Source organism: Streptosporangium sp. NBC_01755 (assembly GCF_035917995.1).
In the GTDB taxonomy this organism is placed as follows: Bacteria; Actinomycetota; Actinomycetes; order Streptosporangiales; family Streptosporangiaceae; genus Streptosporangium.
The window spans coordinates 5,552,736-5,571,582 of the sequence record NZ_CP109131.1 but is presented as its reverse complement, the minus strand read 5'-3'; the positions used below and the strand labels follow the sequence as shown (position 1 = coordinate 5,571,582).

The 18,847-nt window shown below is 68.2% G+C and carries 25 protein-coding genes; 22 read left to right on the top strand and 3 right to left on the bottom strand.

Features of this window, described 5'->3' with window-relative positions; translation table 11 throughout:
- The first annotated feature begins 7 nt into the window (after positions 1-7).
- From OG884_RS26530 to OG884_RS26450, 17 genes are all read left to right on the top strand, one after another.
- On the top strand, positions 8-673 hold the full coding sequence (locus OG884_RS26530) for a hypothetical protein (RefSeq protein ID WP_326637279.1): 666 nt from the start codon (positions 8-10) through the stop codon (positions 671-673).
- A complete protein-coding gene (locus OG884_RS26525; protein WP_326637277.1) occupies positions 661-990 on the top strand; it encodes a hypothetical protein in 330 nt (109 codons plus the stop codon). The genes OG884_RS26530 and OG884_RS26525 overlap by 13 nt, the downstream gene beginning before the upstream one ends.
- 13 nt (positions 991-1,003) lie before the next feature.
- Positions 1,004-1,354: a hypothetical protein gene (locus OG884_RS26520; RefSeq protein WP_326637275.1), complete on the top strand. Its 351-nt coding sequence runs from the start codon at positions 1,004-1,006 to the stop codon at positions 1,352-1,354.
- Positions 1,351-1,785 carry a minor capsid protein gene (locus OG884_RS26515; protein ID WP_326637274.1) on the top strand — a complete coding sequence of 145 codons (435 nt, stop codon included), beginning with the start codon at positions 1,351-1,353 and terminating at the stop codon, positions 1,783-1,785. Before OG884_RS26520 ends, OG884_RS26515 begins: the two co-directional genes overlap by 4 nt.
- Positions 1,786-1,799: 14 nt before the next feature.
- Positions 1,800-2,282, top strand: a complete 483-nt coding sequence (locus OG884_RS26510; protein ID WP_326637272.1) for a phage tail tube protein — start codon at positions 1,800-1,802, stop codon at positions 2,280-2,282.
- A gap of 19 nt (positions 2,283-2,301) precedes the next feature.
- Complete coding sequence (locus OG884_RS26505) at positions 2,302-2,832, top strand: DUF7426 family protein (protein WP_326637271.1); 531 nt, start codon at positions 2,302-2,304, stop codon at positions 2,830-2,832.
- 29 nt (positions 2,833-2,861) lie between these two features.
- A complete protein-coding gene (locus tag OG884_RS26500; protein WP_326637270.1) occupies positions 2,862-3,035 on the top strand; it encodes a hypothetical protein in 174 nt (57 codons plus the stop codon).
- A gap of 23 nt (positions 3,036-3,058) precedes the next feature.
- Positions 3,059-6,571 (top strand): phage tail tape measure protein, encoded by a 3,513-nt coding sequence (locus tag OG884_RS26495; protein ID WP_326637268.1) that lies wholly within the window; start codon positions 3,059-3,061, stop codon positions 6,569-6,571.
- Between the two features lie 8 nt (positions 6,572-6,579).
- Entirely contained in the window at positions 6,580-6,831 is a 252-nt protein-coding gene (locus tag OG884_RS26490) for a hypothetical protein (RefSeq protein WP_326637266.1), read from the top strand.
- Positions 6,828-7,355: a hypothetical protein gene (locus tag OG884_RS26485; protein WP_326637264.1), complete on the top strand. Its 528-nt coding sequence runs from the start codon at positions 6,828-6,830 to the stop codon at positions 7,353-7,355. The genes OG884_RS26490 and OG884_RS26485 overlap by 4 nt, the downstream gene beginning before the upstream one ends.
- A 1-nt stretch (position 7,356) precedes the next feature.
- Positions 7,357-7,788: a hypothetical protein gene (locus tag OG884_RS26480; RefSeq protein WP_326637262.1), complete on the top strand. Its 432-nt coding sequence runs from the start codon at positions 7,357-7,359 to the stop codon at positions 7,786-7,788.
- A gap of 79 nt (positions 7,789-7,867) precedes the next feature.
- Entirely contained in the window at positions 7,868-9,718 is a 1,851-nt protein-coding gene (locus OG884_RS26475; protein ID WP_326637260.1) for a phage distal tail protein, read from the top strand.
- A gap of 24 nt (positions 9,719-9,742) precedes the next feature.
- Complete coding sequence (locus OG884_RS26470; RefSeq protein ID WP_326637258.1) at positions 9,743-11,578, top strand: hypothetical protein; 1,836 nt, start codon at positions 9,743-9,745, stop codon at positions 11,576-11,578.
- Complete coding sequence (locus tag OG884_RS26465) at positions 11,578-11,979, top strand: hypothetical protein (protein WP_326637256.1); 402 nt, start codon at positions 11,578-11,580, stop codon at positions 11,977-11,979. Before OG884_RS26470 ends, OG884_RS26465 begins: the two co-directional genes overlap by 1 nt.
- 273 nt (positions 11,980-12,252) lie before the next feature.
- Positions 12,253-12,525: a hypothetical protein gene (locus tag OG884_RS26460; RefSeq protein WP_326637254.1), complete on the top strand. Its 273-nt coding sequence runs from the start codon at positions 12,253-12,255 to the stop codon at positions 12,523-12,525.
- Between the two features lie 2 nt (positions 12,526-12,527).
- Entirely contained in the window at positions 12,528-13,277 is a 750-nt protein-coding gene (locus OG884_RS26455) for a peptidoglycan recognition protein family protein (protein WP_326637252.1), read from the top strand.
- Positions 13,278-13,379: 102 nt separating this feature from the next.
- Positions 13,380-13,661 carry a hypothetical protein gene (locus tag OG884_RS26450; RefSeq protein ID WP_326637251.1) on the top strand — a complete coding sequence of 94 codons (282 nt, stop codon included), beginning with the start codon at positions 13,380-13,382 and terminating at the stop codon, positions 13,659-13,661.
- Between the two features lie 67 nt (positions 13,662-13,728).
- Here the strand turns inward: OG884_RS26450 and OG884_RS26445 are convergent, their stop codons facing one another.
- On the bottom strand, positions 13,729-13,971 hold the full coding sequence (locus OG884_RS26445) for a winged helix-turn-helix domain-containing protein (RefSeq protein ID WP_326637249.1): 243 nt from the start codon (positions 13,969-13,971) through the stop codon (positions 13,729-13,731).
- A 179-nt stretch (positions 13,972-14,150) separates the two neighbouring features.
- On the opposite strand from OG884_RS26445, the gene OG884_RS26440 reads away from it, so the two are divergent.
- Both OG884_RS26440 and OG884_RS26435 read left to right on the top strand, forming a co-directional pair.
- On the top strand, positions 14,151-14,384 hold the full coding sequence (locus tag OG884_RS26440; protein WP_326637247.1) for a hypothetical protein: 234 nt from the start codon (positions 14,151-14,153) through the stop codon (positions 14,382-14,384).
- Positions 14,381-14,581 (top strand): hypothetical protein, encoded by a 201-nt coding sequence (locus tag OG884_RS26435; RefSeq protein WP_326637245.1) that lies wholly within the window; start codon positions 14,381-14,383, stop codon positions 14,579-14,581. The genes OG884_RS26440 and OG884_RS26435 overlap by 4 nt, the downstream gene beginning before the upstream one ends.
- Positions 14,582-14,694: 113 nt before the next feature.
- On the opposite strand, the gene OG884_RS26430 is transcribed toward OG884_RS26435, so the two are convergent.
- Together OG884_RS26430 and OG884_RS26425 are read right to left on the bottom strand one after the other, a co-directional pair.
- Positions 14,695-15,636 (bottom strand): hypothetical protein, encoded by a 942-nt coding sequence (locus OG884_RS26430; RefSeq protein WP_326637243.1) that lies wholly within the window; start codon positions 15,634-15,636, stop codon positions 14,695-14,697.
- Between the two features lie 78 nt (positions 15,637-15,714).
- On the bottom strand, positions 15,715-16,209 hold the full coding sequence (locus OG884_RS26425; protein ID WP_326637242.1) for a type II toxin-antitoxin system Phd/YefM family antitoxin: 495 nt from the start codon (positions 16,207-16,209) through the stop codon (positions 15,715-15,717).
- A 223-nt stretch (positions 16,210-16,432) separates the two neighbouring features.
- Between OG884_RS26425 and OG884_RS26420 the strand changes: the two genes are divergently transcribed.
- From OG884_RS26420 to OG884_RS26410, 3 genes are all read left to right on the top strand, one after another.
- Positions 16,433-16,675 carry a winged helix-turn-helix domain-containing protein gene (locus OG884_RS26420; protein WP_326637241.1) on the top strand — a complete coding sequence of 81 codons (243 nt, stop codon included), beginning with the start codon at positions 16,433-16,435 and terminating at the stop codon, positions 16,673-16,675.
- Between the two features lie 222 nt (positions 16,676-16,897).
- Positions 16,898-17,581 carry a response regulator transcription factor gene (locus OG884_RS26415; RefSeq protein ID WP_326637239.1) on the top strand — a complete coding sequence of 228 codons (684 nt, stop codon included), beginning with the start codon at positions 16,898-16,900 and terminating at the stop codon, positions 17,579-17,581.
- A complete protein-coding gene (locus OG884_RS26410) occupies positions 17,578-18,837 on the top strand; it encodes a HAMP domain-containing sensor histidine kinase (RefSeq protein WP_326637237.1) in 1,260 nt (419 codons plus the stop codon). Before OG884_RS26415 ends, OG884_RS26410 begins: the two co-directional genes overlap by 4 nt.
- Positions 18,838-18,847: the final 10 nt, after the last annotated feature.

Genomic DNA, 18,847 nt, shown 5'->3' with positions numbered 1-18,847 from the left:
TGGCCAAGTGCCGGACGCCGGAGACTCCCAGACCGTCACGTTGACCGTCGCCCCCGCCGACGGCACCACCGTCGCTGCGCTCACGTTGACCGCGCCGGATGGGACCGCCACCACCCCGGCCGTCACCGGATCCGGCGGCACCTGGAGCGCCACCGCCGCTTACACCACCGCCGGAGCGTGGACGCTGGCCTGGGTGGTGACGGGCACCGGCGCAGGTGTGGAGTACTCCACGGTGCACGTCGCGCCCGCCCAACCAGGCACCGCCCGCTCCTACGCCACCACGGCGGACTTGGCCGACTGGCTTGGTGACGCTCCCCCTACTGGAGCGGCGCGCATGCTGGCGCGGGCGAGCAGGTACATGGACAACGTCCTCCTCAAGTCATCGATCTACCCGGTGGACGACACCGGCGCCCCGACCGAGGCGGCGCACATCATCGCCATGCGGGACGCCTGCTGCGCCACCGTCGAATGGTGGCAGGCGAACGGCGACGACGGACTCGGCGCCGGCGCTGAGTACACCAGCGTCTCAGCCGGGAACATCACCCTGTCCAAGGGCGGGGCAGGCTCGTCCAGCACACCGCCGGATCCCCGCCGAGCCCCGGAAGCGGTCGAGATCCTCGACGGCGCCGGACTACTCGGCCACTCCCCGCGGACGTACCAATGCCGCGAATGATCCCCGGCTGGCTGCTCCAGCGAGCAGGCCAGGACATCACTGTGGAGCCGTTCGAGGGTGAGGGCCCATTCGGCGCCGAGTACGGGGCCGAGGACACCGTCCGCTGCCTGGTCGAGCACAAACGCAAGCTCGTTCGCAACGCGGAGGGCGCCGAGGTCATCTCAGAGACGACGCTGCGCATGCAGCTCACCGAGACGTGCCCGGCCGGCTCCCGCGTCACCCTCCCCGACGGGCGGCAAAGCACCGTGCTGACGTCCGCACCCATCGACGGCGGCAAACTCCCCGTCCCCTCCCACCTGCAAGTGACGCTCCAGTGAGGAGGACCCGGCGATGCCGCAACGATCCTCGCTCAAGCTGAATCTCGGCCAGCTCGACAAGGACATGCACGAGGCCGCGGCCGACGGCCTGCAGAAGTGGATGGAGCACAACCTCAAGGTCAGCCGCGACCAGGTGCCGCATGAGGAAGGCACGCTGGAGCGGTCCGGCGTCGCTTCGGTGGACCGCACGCAGCTCAAGGGCGCAGTCAGTTTTGATACCGAGTACGCCATCCCGCAACACGAGCACCTCGACTGGAAGCACGACGACGACCGCAAGGCGAAATACGTCGAGGACCCATGGGATTCCGAGCAGCAGATCGGCATGGAACTCGTGGCCACCGAGATGCGAAGGCGCCTGCGGTGAGCTGGACCACGGATCTCCTCACCGCGTTCGCCGAGCTCCTGCACGCCGAGGGTGTCGGCACGTGGAAGTCCGCCGGCACCTACACCACCTCGGACACGGCCATCGTCCTCGGCCGCCTCCCCACCACCCCTGACCGGGCCATCGCGCTCGCCGCATACGGCGTCGACCAGGGCGCCGACGACCCCGTCAACACCGACGGCACCCAAGGCGTGCAGCTGCGCATGCGCGGCACCACGGACCCCCGCGTCGTGGACGAGATCGCCGATGCCGCGTTCGACGTCCTGCAGGGCTCCCAGCTCCTGGCCGTCGGCGTGCTCCAGTGCACCCGCCGCATCCAGGCCCCCCTCGGCACGGACGGGACTGGCCGCTGGGAGCGCGCCGACTCCTACAGCCTGCTCGTTCACCGACCTACTCAGCACCGCCCCGGATAGAGGGAGATCACCGCATGGCTACCCGTTCGCTGCTGGCCAAGGATTGGCAGCTCGACGTCAACGAGGGCACCTACGACGTGCCCGTGTGGACCCAGGTCAAGGGCATGACGGTCTTCAAGGAGACCCTCGAGTCGACGAAGGAGGACGACTCCGACTTCGACTCCGACGGCTGGGGATCCGACCAGGTCACCCAGCGCAAATGGAGGCTGGAGTGCGAGGGCAAGCGCAAGCGCGATGCCGACAACCTCGCCACGTTCATCCCTGATCCCGGCCAGCAGGCGGTCATCGACGCCGGAAACTTGGTCGGCGTCGGCTCCAACATCGACATCCGTTACTACCGCAAAGACGGCAGCCCGGACGCGTGGCGCGGTTACGTCACCGTGGAGTACGGCGGCGGCGGCGGCCCTGTAACCGGCCTGGAGCCGTGCAACTTCACCCTCGGCGGCCAGGGCGCCCGCACTCGGCTGACCCCGTACCCGGCTCTCGCCGCGGCCTGATCGGAAGGATCCCCCTCCCATGCCGAAGTTCCCTGAGCTCGACGCCAGCCTGGGCGAGACTCTTGACCTGCCCGTACCGCTCCCGAAGCGCGGATCCCGACCGGCCGGGCAGGTCAAGATGTACAGCGTCCCTCCCCTTGACGCCGATACGTGGACGAGGTTCACCGCCCGCTTCACCAGCCTGAAGGACAAGGCGCTGGCCGCGAAGGACGACGACGAGGAGGTGGCCGACGACCAGTCCGAGGCCGCCCTTCACCGGCAGTCCCTCGGCGCCGTCTACGACGAGCTGGTCGCCGACGGTGCGGCGTGGCCGCAGATCCGCCGATGCGGGCTGACCGCGCTGAACTGGCACATCCACGGCGAGGAGCGGGCCATGGAGGTGTGGGCGGGCGGCATCCCAAAACGACGGTCGACGTCGGAGACGGACGGGACGACGGAGACCCTGGCGGAGGCCCCATCGACCCCGTCACCGGGCTCCGAGAGTGGTACAACCCGGAGCCGCAGGGACCGGGCATCACGTGGGCAGACCTCTTCGCCCGCTGGAGCCTGATCGAGGCTGACCTGCACCAGTTCTATGGCGTGGACGTGGAGCAGCCCGGCCTACTCCGCGCGCGCACAGGCCGATGGCTGCGCGTGCGCGTCCTCGGGCTGCTGGCTGATCCGAAGACCCGCATCTTCCGTGTGCTCCGCGCCGAGCGTGAGCCGGAGCCGGACCGCGGCGCCCCTGTGATTGAGCGGGACATCGACGACTGAACCCATGAGAGGGGTGACCCTCCATGGCGCTCACCGTTGGCGAGCTTGTCGCCTACGCGACGATCGACAAGAGCGACTTCAGCAGCGGTACCCAGGCCATCGGCTCGGACCTGTCCCGGCTCCAGTCGTCCACCAGCAGCTCCATGGCGTCCATGGAGTCGACGGTCACCAAGAGCCTGTCGGAGATCGAGCAGTCCATCAGGGACGGTCTCGACCCGGCGGCCGCCATCGCTGATCTGGATCGGCTGGAGCGCGAGCTCGACGCCGGGCTGCAGGAGATGCTCGACGAGGCCGACCGGTTCGCGGCCGAGCTCGACGCGACGATCGACGAGGCGTTCGCCAGCCTCGACGACGACGCCCAGCAGTCCGGAAAGAAGGCCGGCGACGAACTCGTCGACGGCCTCCGCGCGGGGGTGCGCGACGCCGAGCGCGTCGTCCGCGAGGCGGGCGAGGACGCGGGTGACTCCTTCGGTGACGGGGTTGAGGGGGCGGGTGGCGGCGGCCGCATGGCCGGGATCGGCAGCAACCTCGTTGGCGGGCTGAAGGTCGGAGCGCTCGGCGTTGCCGCAGCCGCCGGGGCAGCGATCGGCGCTGCCCTCATGTCCGGGCTGGAATCCGCTCTGGACGCCGAGTCGGCCAAGCAGAAGTTGTTCGCTCAGATCGGCGCGTCCGAGGGCGAGATGAAGCGGCTCGGCAACGTCGCGGGCAAGGTGTACGCGGACGGCTACGGCGAGACGGTCGGGGATGTCACTGAGGCCATCAAGGGCCTGGTGCAGAACGTCGACGGCATCCGCACCGCGAGCGAGGAGAGCCTGGGCACGCTATCGAAGCGGGCCATCGACACCGGGATCATCCTGGATGAGGACGTCTCGAAGGTCACGCGATCCATCGCGAAGATCCTCAAGACCGACCTGGCCAGCAGCGCCGACGAGGCGTTCGACATCTTGGTCAGGGGCGCCCAGTTGGGCGGCAACGAAGCTGAGGACCTCCTCGACACCTACTCGGAGTACTCGACCCAGTTCCGGACCCTGGGCCTGTCCGGGCAGCAAGCCATGGGCCTCATCGTTCAAGGGCTTCAGGCCGGCGCCCGGGACGCGGACGTGGTCGCGGACGCGATCAAGGAATTCTCGATCGAGGCCGTCCAGGGCGGCGAACGCGTCCGCGGCGGTTTCAAGTCCCTCGGCCTGAATGCGGATGAGATGGTCGCGAAGTTCGCTAAGGGTGGACCGACCGCAGCCAAGGCCTTCGATCTCGTGCTCGACAAACTTCGTGGCATCGAGGACCCGGCCAAGCGCAACGCCGCGGCCGTCGAGCTGTTCGGGACCAAGGCTGAAGACCTCGGGGCTGCCCTGTTCGCCCTGGATCCGTCGGCTGCGGTGAACACCCTCGGCCAGGTCGACGGCGCGGCAAAGAAGGCCGGCGACACCCTCAACGACACCGCCGAGCACAAGCTCACCGCGTTCAAACGCAGTCTGGAGTCCAACGTCGTCGAGTTCCTCGGCGGGACCGTGCTCCCGGCCCTGGAGGACGCAGCCGAGGCGTTCAAGATGTCGGGCGCCCTGGAGACGCTGCAGGGGTGGGCCGACCAGATCGGTGAAATCTGGGACAGCGTGGTGGCTGACGTCCAGGAGTGGGCGGCAGCGAACGGCGAGACGATCGAGGAATGGAAGACGAAGCTCAGCGAGGGTTTCGAGTCCATGAAGGAAATCGTTGATACCGCGCTCGCCGCCATCAAGGAATTCTGGGATAAGCACGGTGAGGAAATTGTTGCCACGGTTTCTTTCGCCGTCGACAGCATTCTCAGTATTTGGAATACCTTCTGGGGTACCGTCAGCGGCCTCCTCGACGTCTTCATCGGCGCCTTCACGGGCGACTGGGAGCAGATGGGTGAGGGCCTGGAAAAGATCTGGGACAGCCTGTGGCAAGGCATCGAGGACGCCATCGACCGGGCTCTGGGAATCATTCTTGGCGACACCTCGAAAACCTGGAATTCTCTGAACGAGGAAGCCTCTAAAGCCTGGGACAAGCTAGTCGCCGCCATCACCTCGAAAGCCGCCGAGATCATCGCGGATATCCGGAAACTGCCCGACAAGATCAAGGCCGCGCTCGGCAACCTGGGCACTCTGCTCGTGCAGGCCGGAAACGATGTGATCAACGGATTCATCTCCGGCATCCGAGCCAAGGCCGCCGAGGTGACCAACGCCATTAAATCCGTGGTCGGCCTGGCAGAACCGACAGCCAAGGCGACCCTCAACGAGCATTCGCCGAGCAAGATTTTCGAGGATATCGGCGGCAACACGATCCTCGGATTTATCGGCGGTGTGATCGATAAGGGTAAGGAGCTCGCCGGTACCGTGGCGGCGGCGATGGACAGCGTCGTGTCCACCGCGAAGACGTCGACAGGTACCGGGTCGGGCGGCGGATCCGGTGGCGGGGCTCGCCCGTCCACGATCATGCATGAGATCGGCAAGTACACGGTCAAGGGGTTGCTCGACGGCCTCACCAGCGAGGGCGCGAACGTCAAGGGCGTCGTTGACAAGCTGGTCGCCGACATCAAGACCGCATTCAAGTCCACCCCTGACGTGGTGGACGGCCTACTCGATTTCGTCCGCGTGGGCAATAAAAACCTGGAAGACCTCGCCCTGCAGCGCCAGGCGCTCGTGCAGCAGTTGGCCGATGCGAAGGAGATGGCTAAGCGCGTCGCGGGCACTGCTCAGGAATGGGCGGATATCACCGGGCTAAAGCCCGAGGACATCACGGGCGCCGGGGATATGGCTGCCGAACTCCAGGGCAAAGCGTCCGCTATCAATGATTTCGCGAACAACATTCAGACCCTCGCGAAGCGTGGCCTGAACAAGAAGATCATTCAGGACATCATTGACGCGGGGGTGGAGAAGGGCGCTACTTTCGCGGAAATGCTGGTCGGCTCGGATGGCTCGGAAATCAAGGCCTTGAATAAGGCGCAGGCTGCCGTAGACAAGGCCAGCAAGAAGCTTGGGAAAGCTTCGGCCGACGCCATGTTCGATGTCGGCAAGAAGAGCGGCGAGGGTTATCTGAAGGGGCTCGAAGCGAGCCTCAAGGATCTCGACAAGGCGATGCAGAAGATCGTCGATGCTTTAGTGAAGGCGATCAAGAAGGAACTCAAAATCAAGAGCCCTTCCCAGGTGATGGCAGAAATCGGCCAGTTCACCATGGCCGGATTCGTCCAAGGCATGCAGTCGATGGAGACTTCGACCATCGCCGCGATGACCGGCCTCGTCGGCAAAGCCGTGTCCGCCACCTCGGATGCGGCGATCGGCAGCGTCGGCAAGGCCGCAGCCGCGTCCACCTCGACGGAGGTCCTGAACGGCACCCACGGGACCGCCGGGGTCGCGTACACCGGCCCCTTGTTCGGGGGGCCGAACGCCGGCGCCCCCGCACCCGCGGGCGGCATCGCGGGCGTCACCGTCAACATCGAAAACGCCACCATCCGCGAAGAGATGGACATTACGAAGCTCGGCAGCGAGGTCGGCTTCCAAGTCGCAGCGTACGGATAGGAGCAGGCATGGCTGATCGCATCCAGCCGTACACACCCGCTGACCTGTTGCGGCTGCAGTCCGTTCAGACCCGCCCGCGCGGCTGGTCCAACCGGATCAAGCCGAAGGTCACCGGTGGCAGGGACGCCCAGCGGCGCCCGGTCAAGGTCACCCTCGATGAGCTCGGCAACCTCATCCGGGAGCGGTGGACCGGCCAGGACGTGCACATTTTCCTGCCGCACCTGCGGGTACGGCACAGCATCACAGAGGAGCGCCGATGAACGGGCTGGGACTACCGGCTGCGCAGCCGACGGCGGCGGAGCTGCGGGCGCAGCTCGCGCTCGCGGAGGCGTGTGAGCCGATTCAGCAGGAGAACCTGGACGCGAAGCAGGCGTACCGGGATGCGCTGGAGCGCGGCGACGCCGCGGAGATCGCCGCCGCCAAGGAGCGCAAGCAGGCCGCCGCACACCAGATCAACGAGACACGAACCTGGCTGCGTCGTGAGGCACGGATCGCCAAGCTGCAGGCGCTCATCCCCGCCTTGGAGGAGGACCTGAGCAAACCGCACTGGCGGCCCACCTCGGCCTGGCGGCCCGAGGAGCACAGGCACCTGGAGGAGGCGCGGGAGCGCCTGGCCGCGATGAAGGCCGAGCTGCCCGCGCTGGAGGCTGACGCGGCACCACTACGTGAGGTGTTCGAGTCGTTGCCCGTACCGGTGCCGCCATTTGTGCTGGAGGACGGCTCCGCGCAGGTGGACCTGCCGCCGGTCGCGGTCAAGAGCAAGACCATGAAGGGCGGCCGCTGACATGGCATCCGGACTGTATGTCGTCACCTACCAGGACGTGCTCGACACCAGCCAGCTGGCGTTGGACCTGGATTTGGAGACGCACAAGTTCGCGCTGTTCAACAGCACGAAGTCGCCGAACTACAACGGCGACGGCGCCTATAGCGCGACGAACGAGATCAGCGGCACCGGGTATACGGCGGCCGGTAAGGAGGTCACCGGCACCGCTCTGTCGCTGCCGGGCGCGGGGGTGCTGAAGTACAACTCTGATGCGGTCTCCTGGCCAGCGTCGACGCTGACCGGGGTACGGCACATCGACATGTACGCGGACGCCCTGAGCGGCGACCCGCTGATCATGGGGATCGACCTGGGCACCGACTACAACACCTCCGACGGGACACTGCTGGTGACCCCTCACGTCAACGGGCTGTTCACGATCGACTTCACCCCGTAGACCAAACCACGTCGCACCCCGCCGCCCTTGTGGCGGCTTTGTCATGTCCGCCACCTGATCAGCATGGGAGGGGGCGGGCATGGCGGTTGCTCTGCGCTCGGTCTCCACGGGGACGCTCAACGCCACCGGTTCGGGCAACATCACCAAGCCGTCCGGTGCGGTCGCGGGCGACCTGCTGATCGCGTTCCATTCCGTCGACGAGGGCACGCTCGCGAACATGGGCACCCCCTCGGGTGGGGCCACCTGGACGTCGTTGGCCACCCGGAACTCCGGGACCGCTCACGACATGAAGACCAAGGTGTGGTGGAAGATCGCCGGGGGCAGCGAGCCCGCGGACTACGGGTTCACCCAGAACTCGGCGGGCCAAGGTTGTGTGGTGATCGCCGCGATCTCCGGCGCAGCTGCCACCACACCCGTGGTCGCGCAAAGCGGCAACGATGCCTTCGCCACCACCACGTCGACCCCGGGCATCACCCCCACCGGCGCCAACGACCTGGAACTACGGTGGGCAGCCGGTAACCCGGACTTCGATACCGTCGCCTGGTCCCCGCCCGCGACGTACACCGAGCAGGCCGATATCCAGTCGGGCGGCAACACCGCCGCCACCCTGGCCACCAAGGTCCTGACGTCCAGCGCCACGACCAGCTCCCTGAACTTCACCAGCAGCCCAGAAGTTGGGTTCCGGCACGGCTTCACCGTCGCCGTCGCCACCGGAGCGGTGGACGCCGAGGCCACATTGACCACGGTCGCCGTGATCACCACGACACCCGACCCGTCGGTGTCGGCCGGGGCCGGCGTCTCCCTCTCCACAGTCGCCGCCACCACCAGCGTGCCCACCCCCGGCGTGTCGGCCGGATCCAGCACCGCCCCGAACACGGTGACCGTCGCGGCGAGTGTGCCCACACCGAACGTCACCACCGACCAGGCCGAGATCGTCACCCCCGGCACCGTCACCGTCACCACGACGGTGCCGGATCCGACGGTGTCGGCCGGGCACAGCCTCCAACCAGCCGCCGTGGAGTTGTCCGTCGACATCTACCCGATGTCGGTGGATGCCCAGTTCAACGCCGAGATCGACCTGCCAGCGGTCGCCCTGCAGGTCGAGATACCAGGCGCGCTGGTCAGCGTGCCGATCCGGCCCGGAGACAACATCAGCCGGCCTGGACAGCTGGAATTCAACGGCACTCTGTTCGGGTCCGGCACCCCATACCGGTGGAGGAGCCTGGTCGGGTGGCGTGACCGCGCGAACCTGGATTCCGGCAACGTGCCCCGAGCATCCCGGCACGGCTCGTGGGCGGGCCGGCCGCTGCTCCAAGAGCGCATCATCACCTGGGCGGCGCTACTCAAGGCTCCCCCGCAGGAGGTTGAGGCCGCGATCGACGCCCTGGAGCAGGCGCTGCCCGTCTTGGAGGATGAGACAGAGTTGCCTCTGGTCATCAACGACTTGGGCATCCCCTATCTCGCGTTCGGACGCATTGACCGGGTGCAGCTGCCGGTGGATGCCAAGCTCCGGCTCGGCCTGGGCCAGCTCACCTTGCAATGGGTGTGCTCGGATCCTCGCCGGTACGCGGTCAACGCGACCGGGGTGACCATCCCCGTCGGGGAGGCTCGTGATGTCAGCAACGCGGGCAACGCGGCTACCCATCCGCTGCTGAGGGTGAACGGGCCCGCCCCCGGGCCGATCGTGCTCAACGAGACCCTCGATCGGGTCGTGGAGTTCAACCTCACCGTCCCCACCGGCAAGCAGCTGCTCATCGACTGCGACCTCGGCACCGCGACCATCGACGGGGTCGACGTGATGGGCAAACTCACCGGCTCCTCCGTGCACCCGAGTGACTTCGTGCTCGGCCGCGGCCTCAACATCGTCTCCCACGACGCCACCTCCGGCGGAGTCGACGTCGACGTGCTGTACCGCGACGCCTGGGCGTAACCCCCGACCTGACGAAGGAGGTGGGTGATGCCCGCGTCTGTTCGCTCCTACACGGTCGGCACCGGTACCGGCTCCAGCATTTCGGTGGCCCGGCCGAGTGGCGTCGCCGCCGGCGACCAGCTGTGGGCGTTCCACTCCTGCGACGATGAAACGCTGGTCGGGATGACCGCCCCGTCCGGGTGGGTGAGTGCCGCCAGCCTGAACACCGACAACGTGCTGCCTACCCGGGTGTGGCGCAAGGTCGCCTCCGGCGGCGAACCCAGCACGTACGCCTTCGGCCAGCCCGGCAACGTCGGCGGCGCGGTGCACATCATCGCCATCCGGGACGCCTCTGCGTCGATCGCGGCGCGCGGCGCGACCCTGACATCATTCGGGACGAGCACGCCCACCCCGACCGTCACTCCTGCGGCGGCCTCCCACCTGGAGATCCGCTATGCCGCGGTCTCCACGATCCTCGGCGCCACCACGTGGACCGCCCCGTCCGGGTACACGATGCGCGGCATCGCCCAGGTCGACGGTGTCCTGGGTTCGGCCAGCGCTACCCGGCAGATCGCCAGCTCGGCCCCCTCCGGCGTCAAAACCTTTCTGCGTACTCCGAACACCATCTCCGTGGCCGGCGCTGGTATCACCGTGTCGATCGCGTCAGCGGACCTTGAGCCGGAACTGCCGCCGATCCCGCCGTTCACGCCCGGCGCCGGGTCCGCGCTGTATCAGTACCCGTTCCGGCGCATGGTGGGTGACCGCGCCTATTTGGGGCACCTCGACCTGTCCGGCGTCAGCTTTGAGCGGCGGGATTCCTCGCCGGGCACGTTCACCGCTCGCGTGCCGATCACCAGCACCAAAATTGGTGATCAGATCGATGCGATCATCCCCCGTGACCCGGCTGCGCTGACCCGCGGCCCTGGCGTCATCTGCTGCGAGATGCTGCGCGCGGGCGACTACTGGGGTGAGGCGTGGATCACCGGCTACGCCATCCGTAAGAGCCGGAGACAAGTCCCGGTCTTGGAGTTACGGGGAACCACGTTGGAGGGCTATCTCCAACATGTCCTGTTGAGGGAAAACCTCGAGTTCACAGGCGTCGATCAGATCGAGATCGCCCGTGCCCTGCTGGAGTCCATGGCTGCGGTGCCGGGCGCGGACATTGACCTGATCTTGCAATCCGGCACGTCCGGCGAACCTCGCGATCGCCACTACAAGGCCGACGACAACGGCACCTATGGTCAACGCCTCGCCGAGCTGGGTGAGGTGCTGGACGGGTTCGAATGGACGATCGACAGCCGTGCCGGTTCGGGCGGGCTGGAGCGGCACTGGCGGTGGGGGGCGCCGACCCTCGGCGACGCGGACGCCGAGCACGTGTTCGGGTCCGGCTCATACGGCGGTGACGTGCTCGACTGGGCCATTGAGGTGGATGCGCTCAAGGGCGGCACGCACTGGCAGGCGCGCGGCGACACCATCGACGACGATGCCTCCACTGAGGCCACCCCGCTGCTGTCCGGCATCTACGAGTCCGCCCCGCACACAGCTGCGGGGTGGCCGCGCATTGACCGCCTGGTAGATCGGGCTGGTGTGACCGTGCAGCAGACGTTGGAGGATTACGCCGCGGGGTGGGCTGCTCGTAAGTCCGGCGCGGTCCGCGTGTTCTCTGTCACGGTCGCGATCGGCAAGGTTCCGACCTTTACCCCGAACGACCTGGGTAACCCTGCCCGGTTTGTTCTGTCCGACGAGTGGCACAAGCGCGTCGGCCTGGGCGCCGGGTTGAACGCCCGGCACCGCATCATCGGTTGCCGGGTCGTCCCGGTAGGCCGGGAGAACGGCAAGGACGAGATGCAGTTGATTGTCGAGGAGCAGGAGGTTACTTGATGGATCGCGATTCTCGGCCTGCCAACGCGTTGCAGGACATCCGGGATCTGCAGCGTGACGTCGTCCAGGCTCAGGGGTCTACCTCGCGCCGTCAGCCGGTGACGAAGGCGTCCAGGGGCTGGGAGCTGCCGAACATGGCCGCCCCTGCTACTCCGGTCAGCGGCGGGCACCTGTTCGCCAGTAGCGGTCAGCCGTTTTGGAAGGATTCCGGCGGCGCCACCTACAGTCTCAAGAACCCGCAGGGCGGCGCGGTGGCGTACACGACCGTGGCCATCTTCAACGCGCCCGGAACGTATACGCAGGGCCAGGTCCAGGCGCTCGTCGACGCGGTCGATGCTCTGCAAACCTCATATCAGGCGCTGCTGACATCCCTGCGTACCGCTGAGCACATCGCCACCTGACTCCTTGATCGTGTCGTCCGCGCGTGCGGGTGATGCGCCCCCAAGGGAGGCGCGCGGACGACACCCCCCTTCTCGTCGGTGACAGATCCGTCATCGACCCAATCTAGCCTCTGAGCTGGGAAAACACCCTGATTCCGACCGGCCCATGACGGATGACACATTTTCTTCCAATGCACTGTCTATATAACGTGGCGCGCGCGTGCGGGACGCTCATACGGAGCTAAGCGTCACATCTGTCATCCGTCACGGGCCCATGAGATATGGAGCCCTACCTTGCCGATCGACTCTCTTGGCCCGGTCACCATAGGGGCCCGCGAAATCTATGACGAGCTGAAGACCGTCGGCGGGAAAGTGGACCGGCTCGACGGGAAGGTCGAGCAGACCGCAGGAGCCCACGCCGAGCTCGTCGCCGACCTGGCCGACCACGAGACCCGCATCCGGAACCTGGAGCGGGGCCGGTGGCCTCTGCCGTCTCTGGCCGCCCTGGTGGCGTTCGCCTCCCTGATCCTGGCCATCTTGTCCTTCGTCGCCACGAGAGGAGCCTGACCATGGCCAGGATGCCGGGCACCGCTTGGAAGCCCATCACCGTCAACTTCACGCCGGGCGGTCAGGTTGAGGTCCGCGGGGTGGTTCTGCACATCATGGCCGGCACCCTCGGCGGGACCGACAGCTGGTTCAGGAATCCGCGCGCTCAGGCCTCCTCGCACTTCGGCACTAGCCGAGGCGGCCAGCTCGTCCAGTGGGTCGACACCCGTGACAAGGCGTGGACCCAAGGCACGGGGAACAGGTCCTGGATCTCGATCGAAAACGAAGGCAAGGGCGGCGACGAGCTCACCGACGCCCAGCTCGACCGGTGCGCCCAGGTGCTCGCGTGGGCTCACACCGAGCACGGCGTGCCGCTCCAGGTCACCTCGGATCCGGGCGGGCGGGGTCTGGGTCACCACTCGATGGGCGGCAAGGCGTGGGGCGGGCACAGCATGTGTCCCGGCGCGCGGATCATCGCTCAGAAGCCGGAGATCGTCCGCCGGGCGAAGGCCATCGTCAACGACGCCGTCGACGGGGGCGGGCCTACGCCGTGGCCGGGCCGGCTGCTCCGCTACATCGCCGAGCAGCCGCTCATGCGTGGCCAGGATGTTCGGACCTGGCAGACCGCGCTCCGCAAACACGACGGCAAGACGGTCGTCGACAACTCGTTCGGCCCGAAGACCCGCACGGCCACCCGCGCTTTCCAGCGCTCCGTGGGCCTGGTCGATGACGGCATCGTCGGCCCCGCGGCCTGGCGCGCTGGCGTCCAGTAACCCCTCAACGAAGTGGACGTGCTGACGTACGACTGCACCACCGCGCCCGCGCCCACCTCGACCCCGAGCACCACCCCCACCCCCTGAGTCCCTGGAGGACCCATGTCCCTGTCCGACTGGTTCGTGTCCTGGCTGCGTACCAACGTGGCCGCCTGGGTGCCCACCGTGGCCGTCTGGCTCGGCTCCTTCGGTATCGACCTCCCGGTCGAGGCTGGAACCCTGGCTGTCGGCTCCCTGCTCATCAGCGCGTTCTACACGCTGGTCCGGCTGGTTGAGGCGAAGTGGCCGGCGGCCGGTGTGCTGCTCGGCTGGAAGGGCGCCCCGACCTACAAGGAGGGCACCCATCCGGGTGTCCACGCTGGCCGGGACCTACGCGGCCTGTAAGCCTGTAAATCCTGTTCACAGCGCGCCCCCGCTCACCCTTCACCGGGGTGGGCGGGGGCGCTTTTCGTCATTCCTCCGGCTGGCGGAGGACGAAGGTTCCGCGTCCCTGCACCGCGACCACCAGGCCCTCCTCGCGGAGGATCGCGACTGCTTTGCGCACCGAGTCGCGGCCGAGGTCGTGAATCTGCATGAGACGAGATTCGGCCGGGATGGCCCGGCCTGGCGGCAGCTCCCCCGAGGCGATTTGAGCGCGCAGGAGATCGGCGAGTTGCCGGTACACCGGGGTGGCGCCGTCGTGGTCGATCGTCATGGGCACGGACGGTAGATGTCCGCGATCGTGGTCCCTCGATCGCCCGCATCTGCAAATGAGTGCAGACGTCTGCCAACGTTTGGGCGTAGTGTGGTGCATGAGGGTTGCTTAAAGTGACGGCCCCGGCAGGCGCTGTAACGCCGTACCGGGGCCTTGGTCAGGAATCGAGGTCCTAACCCGTGGAACAGCCTAGAACCAGGAGCGCCGAGGAGTCATCCGCGCTCGCCGCAGTCATCGGCCACGCCTTCCCCCGCTGGACGGTGTGGCACCTGAACGGGTGGTGGTACGCGGCGGGCCCGCATCCGGGCGGCATGTGCGCGCGCACTCTGCACGCCACCCAGCCCGGTGATCTATGCCGCCAGGTCGACGACTACGAGCAGCGCCCGCCGGCCATGCTGGAGGCCGCACTGTGACCCCCGAGGAGCTCGGCCGCATGCACGCCGAAGCGGTGGCGCGCGGCGCGGACCCCGAGGAGCTGGACCGGCTGCGCGCTGAGGCGTTGCAGGAGTGCGGCAGCGTCGAGGAGATGGCGCGGTGGGCCAGTTGGCTGGAGAGGCTCGCCTACTACTACCGGGATCTGCGTGGGGAAATCCCCCGCGACCGGTTCTGATCGTCCGTTCTGGCGGCGCAGCCTCGGCGGTGCCTTCGCCGGGGGCCAGGACGGCGTACAGGGAGCCCCCGCCCACCCGATGACAGGGTGAGCGGGGGCTCCTTTTCGTACGGCTACGCGAACACGGCCGTACGGGCTTCCTTCACCCTCTTCTCACACCACGACTTCGAGCGGAGACTACGGGCCATCAGGGCGGCGTAGTCCGGCCCCCACCGGTCGCCGGACTCGGCCGCGGCCAGGATCTCCCCGGTGAGGAGCTTCGCGAACTCGACACGGTCCGCGGGCTGCGGGGTGGCCGGCTGCTCCACCGTAGGGGCTCCGGCGTGGAAGGTGAAGGCGCGCCGTACGGTCCGTGTCACCGGTGCGGGCGATCCCGTACGGAAGACCAGCGCGCGCCGTACGGGGGCCGTACGGGCAGGTCCAGCGGCGTAAACGAAGGTACGGGCGACCCTCACCGTACGGAGCGGGGTGTCCTGCTGTACGGGCTGCTCCGTACGGGCGGCCGCGTCGTACGCGCGCTGTACGGCCTCGGTGATCTGCAACCTCAGTGTGGTGACGGCCTCGGCGGCGCAGAACACCATCGCGGGCGGCACGGAGTGCAGGAGGATCGCCGCCGGGTCGAGTTCGGCCCAGGCCTGCCAGGTGTTCATCGCGTAGGTGAGGGCGAGCGCGGTCCACTTGGTGCGGCGCACCCAGGCGCCGGCGACGATCGAGTGTCGGGCGATGACCTGCTCGCCCAGGAGGACGCCGACGAGGACGAGGGACACCATGGGGTCGAGCATCCAGGCGATCCACCACTCGATGCTGAAGGTGGTCTTCCCGGCGGCGGCGAAGCCCTGGACGGTCGCCATGGTGAAGAGCAGGCCGAGGATGAGGCCGGTCCAGATGAGGATGTCCACGCGGGTGCGGAGGCGTTCGATGCGGTAGGCGACGACGTCGGGGTTGGTGTCGTGGGCGCGGACGTCGGCTGCGGCCTGGGCGGCGGTGGCGAGTCGCTCGGCGGCGGTCGGCTTGGCCTTTCTGGCCAGCGCGGGGAGGGCGATACTGTAGGTCACGGTCTGGACTCCAAGTAAGGGTTGGATGTCTGGGCTCGGCCTCACTGGCGTTGGCGCGCTGGTGAGGCCGTCTTCGTCTTAGGAGATTCGCCCGGTGAGGGGGACCATGGGGGCGCCGGCCGCGATCTCCTCCAGCCGCTCGTAGTAGGCGGCTCTCAGGGTGCGGTGTGCTTCTCCGAGCGGGGGGCGGTGCCAGTCCGGGGTGTCGAGGTCGAGCGGGTCGGCGTCGGGGTCGGCGAGGCGGCCGTACGTGGCGTCGGCGTCGATGGTCGCTCGCGAGGCCAGGGCGAGCTTGCACGCGATCAGGTCCCGGCGCTTCACCTCCTCCTCGACGTAGTCGGCCCAACCTCCGGCGGGTCCGAGCTGCTGAAGTTCGGCGACGAACTGGACGTCGTTCATCGGCTTGTAGTGCTTCGCGTGGTCGGACATGGCGGGCTCCTGGGGGATGGGGACGAGCGCGGCGGCCGGGTGGCCGTGCCGCGTGATGATGGTGATCTCTCCGGCGTGCTCGGCGCGCTCGACCAGGTAGCCGATGCGGGCGCGGGCCTCGCGGAGGTTGATCTCGTTCCTCATGCCCAGAACAGTACACACTTATAACTGTGTACACAAGTCGTGGTCGGCCCCTAGATGGAACTCCAGGCTAGTTGGCAGGGCGGGCCGATGCAGGTGGCTCTGCACCGACCCGCCCTGCCCCGATTGAATCACGACCGCTCTACCCCGCTCTATACAGCAGTGCACTGCGGTGCACGCCCAGCCGCCGAGAGACCCTGCTCCATGATCACCTACAGTGCGGCTCATGATCGAATGGCGTGCCGACTCGGCCAGGTGGGAGCAGGTTGCACGGGTGATCCGCAAGCGCATCGAGTCCGGCGAGTACCCGCCCGGGCGGCTGATCTCCGAGCGCGGCATCGTCGAAGAGTTCGGCATCGCCTACACCACCGCGCGGAAAGTCACCGCCGGCCTACGCACAGAAGGCCTGATCTACACCCGGCCGAACTACGGGTCCTTCGTCGGCCCAGAGCCCACCGACAACGAGTAACGGCTGCCCCGAACCCATCGCAGGACGGCGCGGAAACACGGGGTCTGTGAGCGCCCTCCCGAAGATCTACCTTGGGTTTGAGCGCTTAACTCCGCAATACTCAGGCAATCGACAACCTCGGCGTAGTGCTGTTTGTATAGAGGTAACCACGCCCTAAGACGAGGTTAAGGGGCCGATAACCCGCTTTGGAGGTGGCACGGCGGAAGGCTAACGTGGCGGCAAATGTCAAACGTACTGCTCATCGAGGACGACGTCGCGATCCGCACCTCCCTCACCCGGGGCCTGCGCGACCGCGGCCACGCCGTGTCGTCCGCTCCCGCCGCTCTCGACGGCCTCCGGCTGGCCGTCGAGGAACGCCCCGACCTGGTGGTACTCGATCTCGGCCTGCCCGATATGGATGGGCTGGATCTCCTTCGGATGCTCCGGGCGGTGAGCCGGGTCCCGGTGATCGTGGCGACCGCGCGGGACGGCGACGCGGAGATGGTCAGGTTGCTGGACGCGGGCGCCGACGACTACGTGGTCAAGCCGTTCAGCGCGACCCAGCTCGACGCCCGGATACGGGCGGTGCTCCGGCGGGTGGCCGGTGAGAACCGCGCCGACAGCTCGGTCACCGTCGGGGGCCTGCGGATCGACCCGCGCACCCGGGAGGCGACCTTGGACGGTACGCCACTGGATCTGAGCCCCCGGGAGTTCGACCTGCTCCACTACCTGGCCACCCGCCCCGGCGAGGTGGTCACCAAGCGGGAGCTGCTCACCCACGTCTGGCAGATCCCCTACGGCGGAGCCGACAAGACCGTGGACGTCCACCTGTCGTGGCTCCGCCGCAAGCTGGGCGAGACCTCCCAGGAGCCCCGCTACCTGCAGACCGTCAGGGGTGTAGGCGTGCGACTGGCCGCCCCGGCATGAGGCGCTGGCTGACCCTGCTGGTCGCGGCGACCACCTCCCTCGTACTGATCGCGCTGATGGTCCCGCTGGCGCTCCTGGTCCGCACGGTGGCGGTGAGCGGGGCGGTCAGCGAGGCCGAGAGCGAGGCCGAGTCGGTGGCCGTCGCGGTCGGCGCCGTGGACACCGAGACCCTGCGGCTCACCACGGAACAGACCTCGCATCCGGTCACCGTCTTCCTCCCCGACGGCCAGGTGATCGGTGCCCCCGCCTCGCGCTCCACCGCCGTGGAGCTGTCCTTCCTCGGTCGCAGCGTCACCGCCGCCGTCCCCGGCGGGCGGGAGATCCTGGTCTCGGTCCAGGGAGCGCCCGGGGGCACCGCGGTGGTCCGGGTGTTCCTGGACGACGACCGGCTGACCAGGGGGGTGCCCCAGGTCTGGGCCGGACTGGCGGCGCTCGGCCTGGCCCTGGTCGGTCTGGGCGTGCTGGTCGGCGACCGGCTGGCCCGCGCGGTGATCAGGCCGATCACCGCGCTGGCGGGGGTCTCGCACCGGCTCGCCGCGGGCGATCTGTCCGCCAGGACCGTGCCCGACGGCCCGGTCGAGGTGCACGCGGTCGGCCTCGCCCTCAACCACCTGGCCGAGCGCATCACCGGCCTGCTGGCGGAGGAGCGGGAGAGCGCCGCCGACCTGTCACACCGGCTGCGCACCCCGCTGACCGGGCTGAGACTGGAGGCGGAGTCCCTGACCGACCCGGAGGAGTCGGCCAGGATCGAGGCCTGGGTGGACGCCCTGGAACGCGCCGTCACCTCGGTGATCACCGAGGCCAGACGGCGGGTGCGGGAGCGGGCCGAGTGCGACGCGGCGGCGGTGACCGCGGCCCGGGTCGCGTTCTGGTCGGTGCTCGCCGAGGATCAGTCGCGGCATTTCACCCTCGACCTGGCACCGGGCCCGCTGCCGGTCGCCGTCGCCGCGGACGAGCTGGCCGCCTGCGTGGACGCGCTGCTCGGCAACGTGTTCGCGCACACACCCGAGGGGGTCTCGTTCTCCGTACGCTTGGAGCCGGCCGAGGGTGGCGCGCTGCTGACCGTCGCCGACGCCGGTCCCGGCTTCGCCACCTCCGACCCGCTGCAGCGCGGTGAGAGCGGGGCCGGGTCGACCGGCCTCGGCCTCGACATCGCCCGCCGCACCGCCGAGTCGGCGGGCGGCTCGCTGTCCCTGCGAACATCCTCCGCGGGCGGAGCGGGCGTGACCCTGTTCCTGCCCGCCGTCCCGTCCTGAGGAACGGCCG

What these genes read in the sequence shown, in the direction of transcription:
- OG884_RS26505 (WP_326637271.1), top strand. Translation starts at nt 2,302, where the DNA reads ATGCCGAAGTTCCCTGAGCTCGACGCCAGCCTGGGCGAGACTCTTGAC.
- OG884_RS26520 (WP_326637275.1), top strand. Translation starts at nt 1,004, where the DNA reads ATGCCGCAACGATCCTCGCTCAAGCTGAATCTCGGCCAGCTCGACAAG.
- OG884_RS26495 (WP_326637268.1), top strand. Translation starts at nt 3,059, where the DNA reads ATGGCGCTCACCGTTGGCGAGCTTGTCGCCTACGCGACGATCGACAAG.
- OG884_RS26420 (WP_326637241.1), top strand. Translation starts at nt 16,433, where the DNA reads ATGATCGAATGGCGTGCCGACTCGGCCAGGTGGGAGCAGGTTGCACGG.
- OG884_RS26480 (WP_326637262.1), top strand. Translation starts at nt 7,357, where the DNA reads ATGGCATCCGGACTGTATGTCGTCACCTACCAGGACGTGCTCGACACC.
- OG884_RS26445 (WP_326637249.1), bottom strand. Translation starts at nt 13,971, where the DNA reads ATGACGATCGACCACGACGGCGCCACCCCGGTGTACCGGCAACTCGCC.
- OG884_RS26455 (WP_326637252.1), top strand. Translation starts at nt 12,528, where the DNA reads ATGGCCAGGATGCCGGGCACCGCTTGGAAGCCCATCACCGTCAACTTC.
- OG884_RS26415 (WP_326637239.1), top strand. Translation starts at nt 16,898, where the DNA reads ATGTCAAACGTACTGCTCATCGAGGACGACGTCGCGATCCGCACCTCC.
- OG884_RS26450 (WP_326637251.1), top strand. Translation starts at nt 13,380, where the DNA reads ATGTCCCTGTCCGACTGGTTCGTGTCCTGGCTGCGTACCAACGTGGCC.
- OG884_RS26425 (WP_326637242.1), bottom strand. Translation starts at nt 16,209, where the DNA reads ATGAGGAACGAGATCAACCTCCGCGAGGCCCGCGCCCGCATCGGCTAC.
- OG884_RS26485 (WP_326637264.1), top strand. Translation starts at nt 6,828, where the DNA reads ATGAACGGGCTGGGACTACCGGCTGCGCAGCCGACGGCGGCGGAGCTG.
- OG884_RS26475 (WP_326637260.1), top strand. Translation starts at nt 7,868, where the DNA reads ATGGCGGTTGCTCTGCGCTCGGTCTCCACGGGGACGCTCAACGCCACC.
- OG884_RS26510 (WP_326637272.1), top strand. Translation starts at nt 1,800, where the DNA reads ATGGCTACCCGTTCGCTGCTGGCCAAGGATTGGCAGCTCGACGTCAAC.
- OG884_RS26490 (WP_326637266.1), top strand. Translation starts at nt 6,580, where the DNA reads ATGGCTGATCGCATCCAGCCGTACACACCCGCTGACCTGTTGCGGCTG.
- OG884_RS26410 (WP_326637237.1), top strand. Translation starts at nt 17,578, where the DNA reads ATGAGGCGCTGGCTGACCCTGCTGGTCGCGGCGACCACCTCCCTCGTA.
- OG884_RS26525 (WP_326637277.1), top strand. Translation starts at nt 661, where the DNA reads ATGCCGCGAATGATCCCCGGCTGGCTGCTCCAGCGAGCAGGCCAGGAC.
- OG884_RS26465 (WP_326637256.1), top strand. Translation starts at nt 11,578, where the DNA reads ATGGATCGCGATTCTCGGCCTGCCAACGCGTTGCAGGACATCCGGGAT.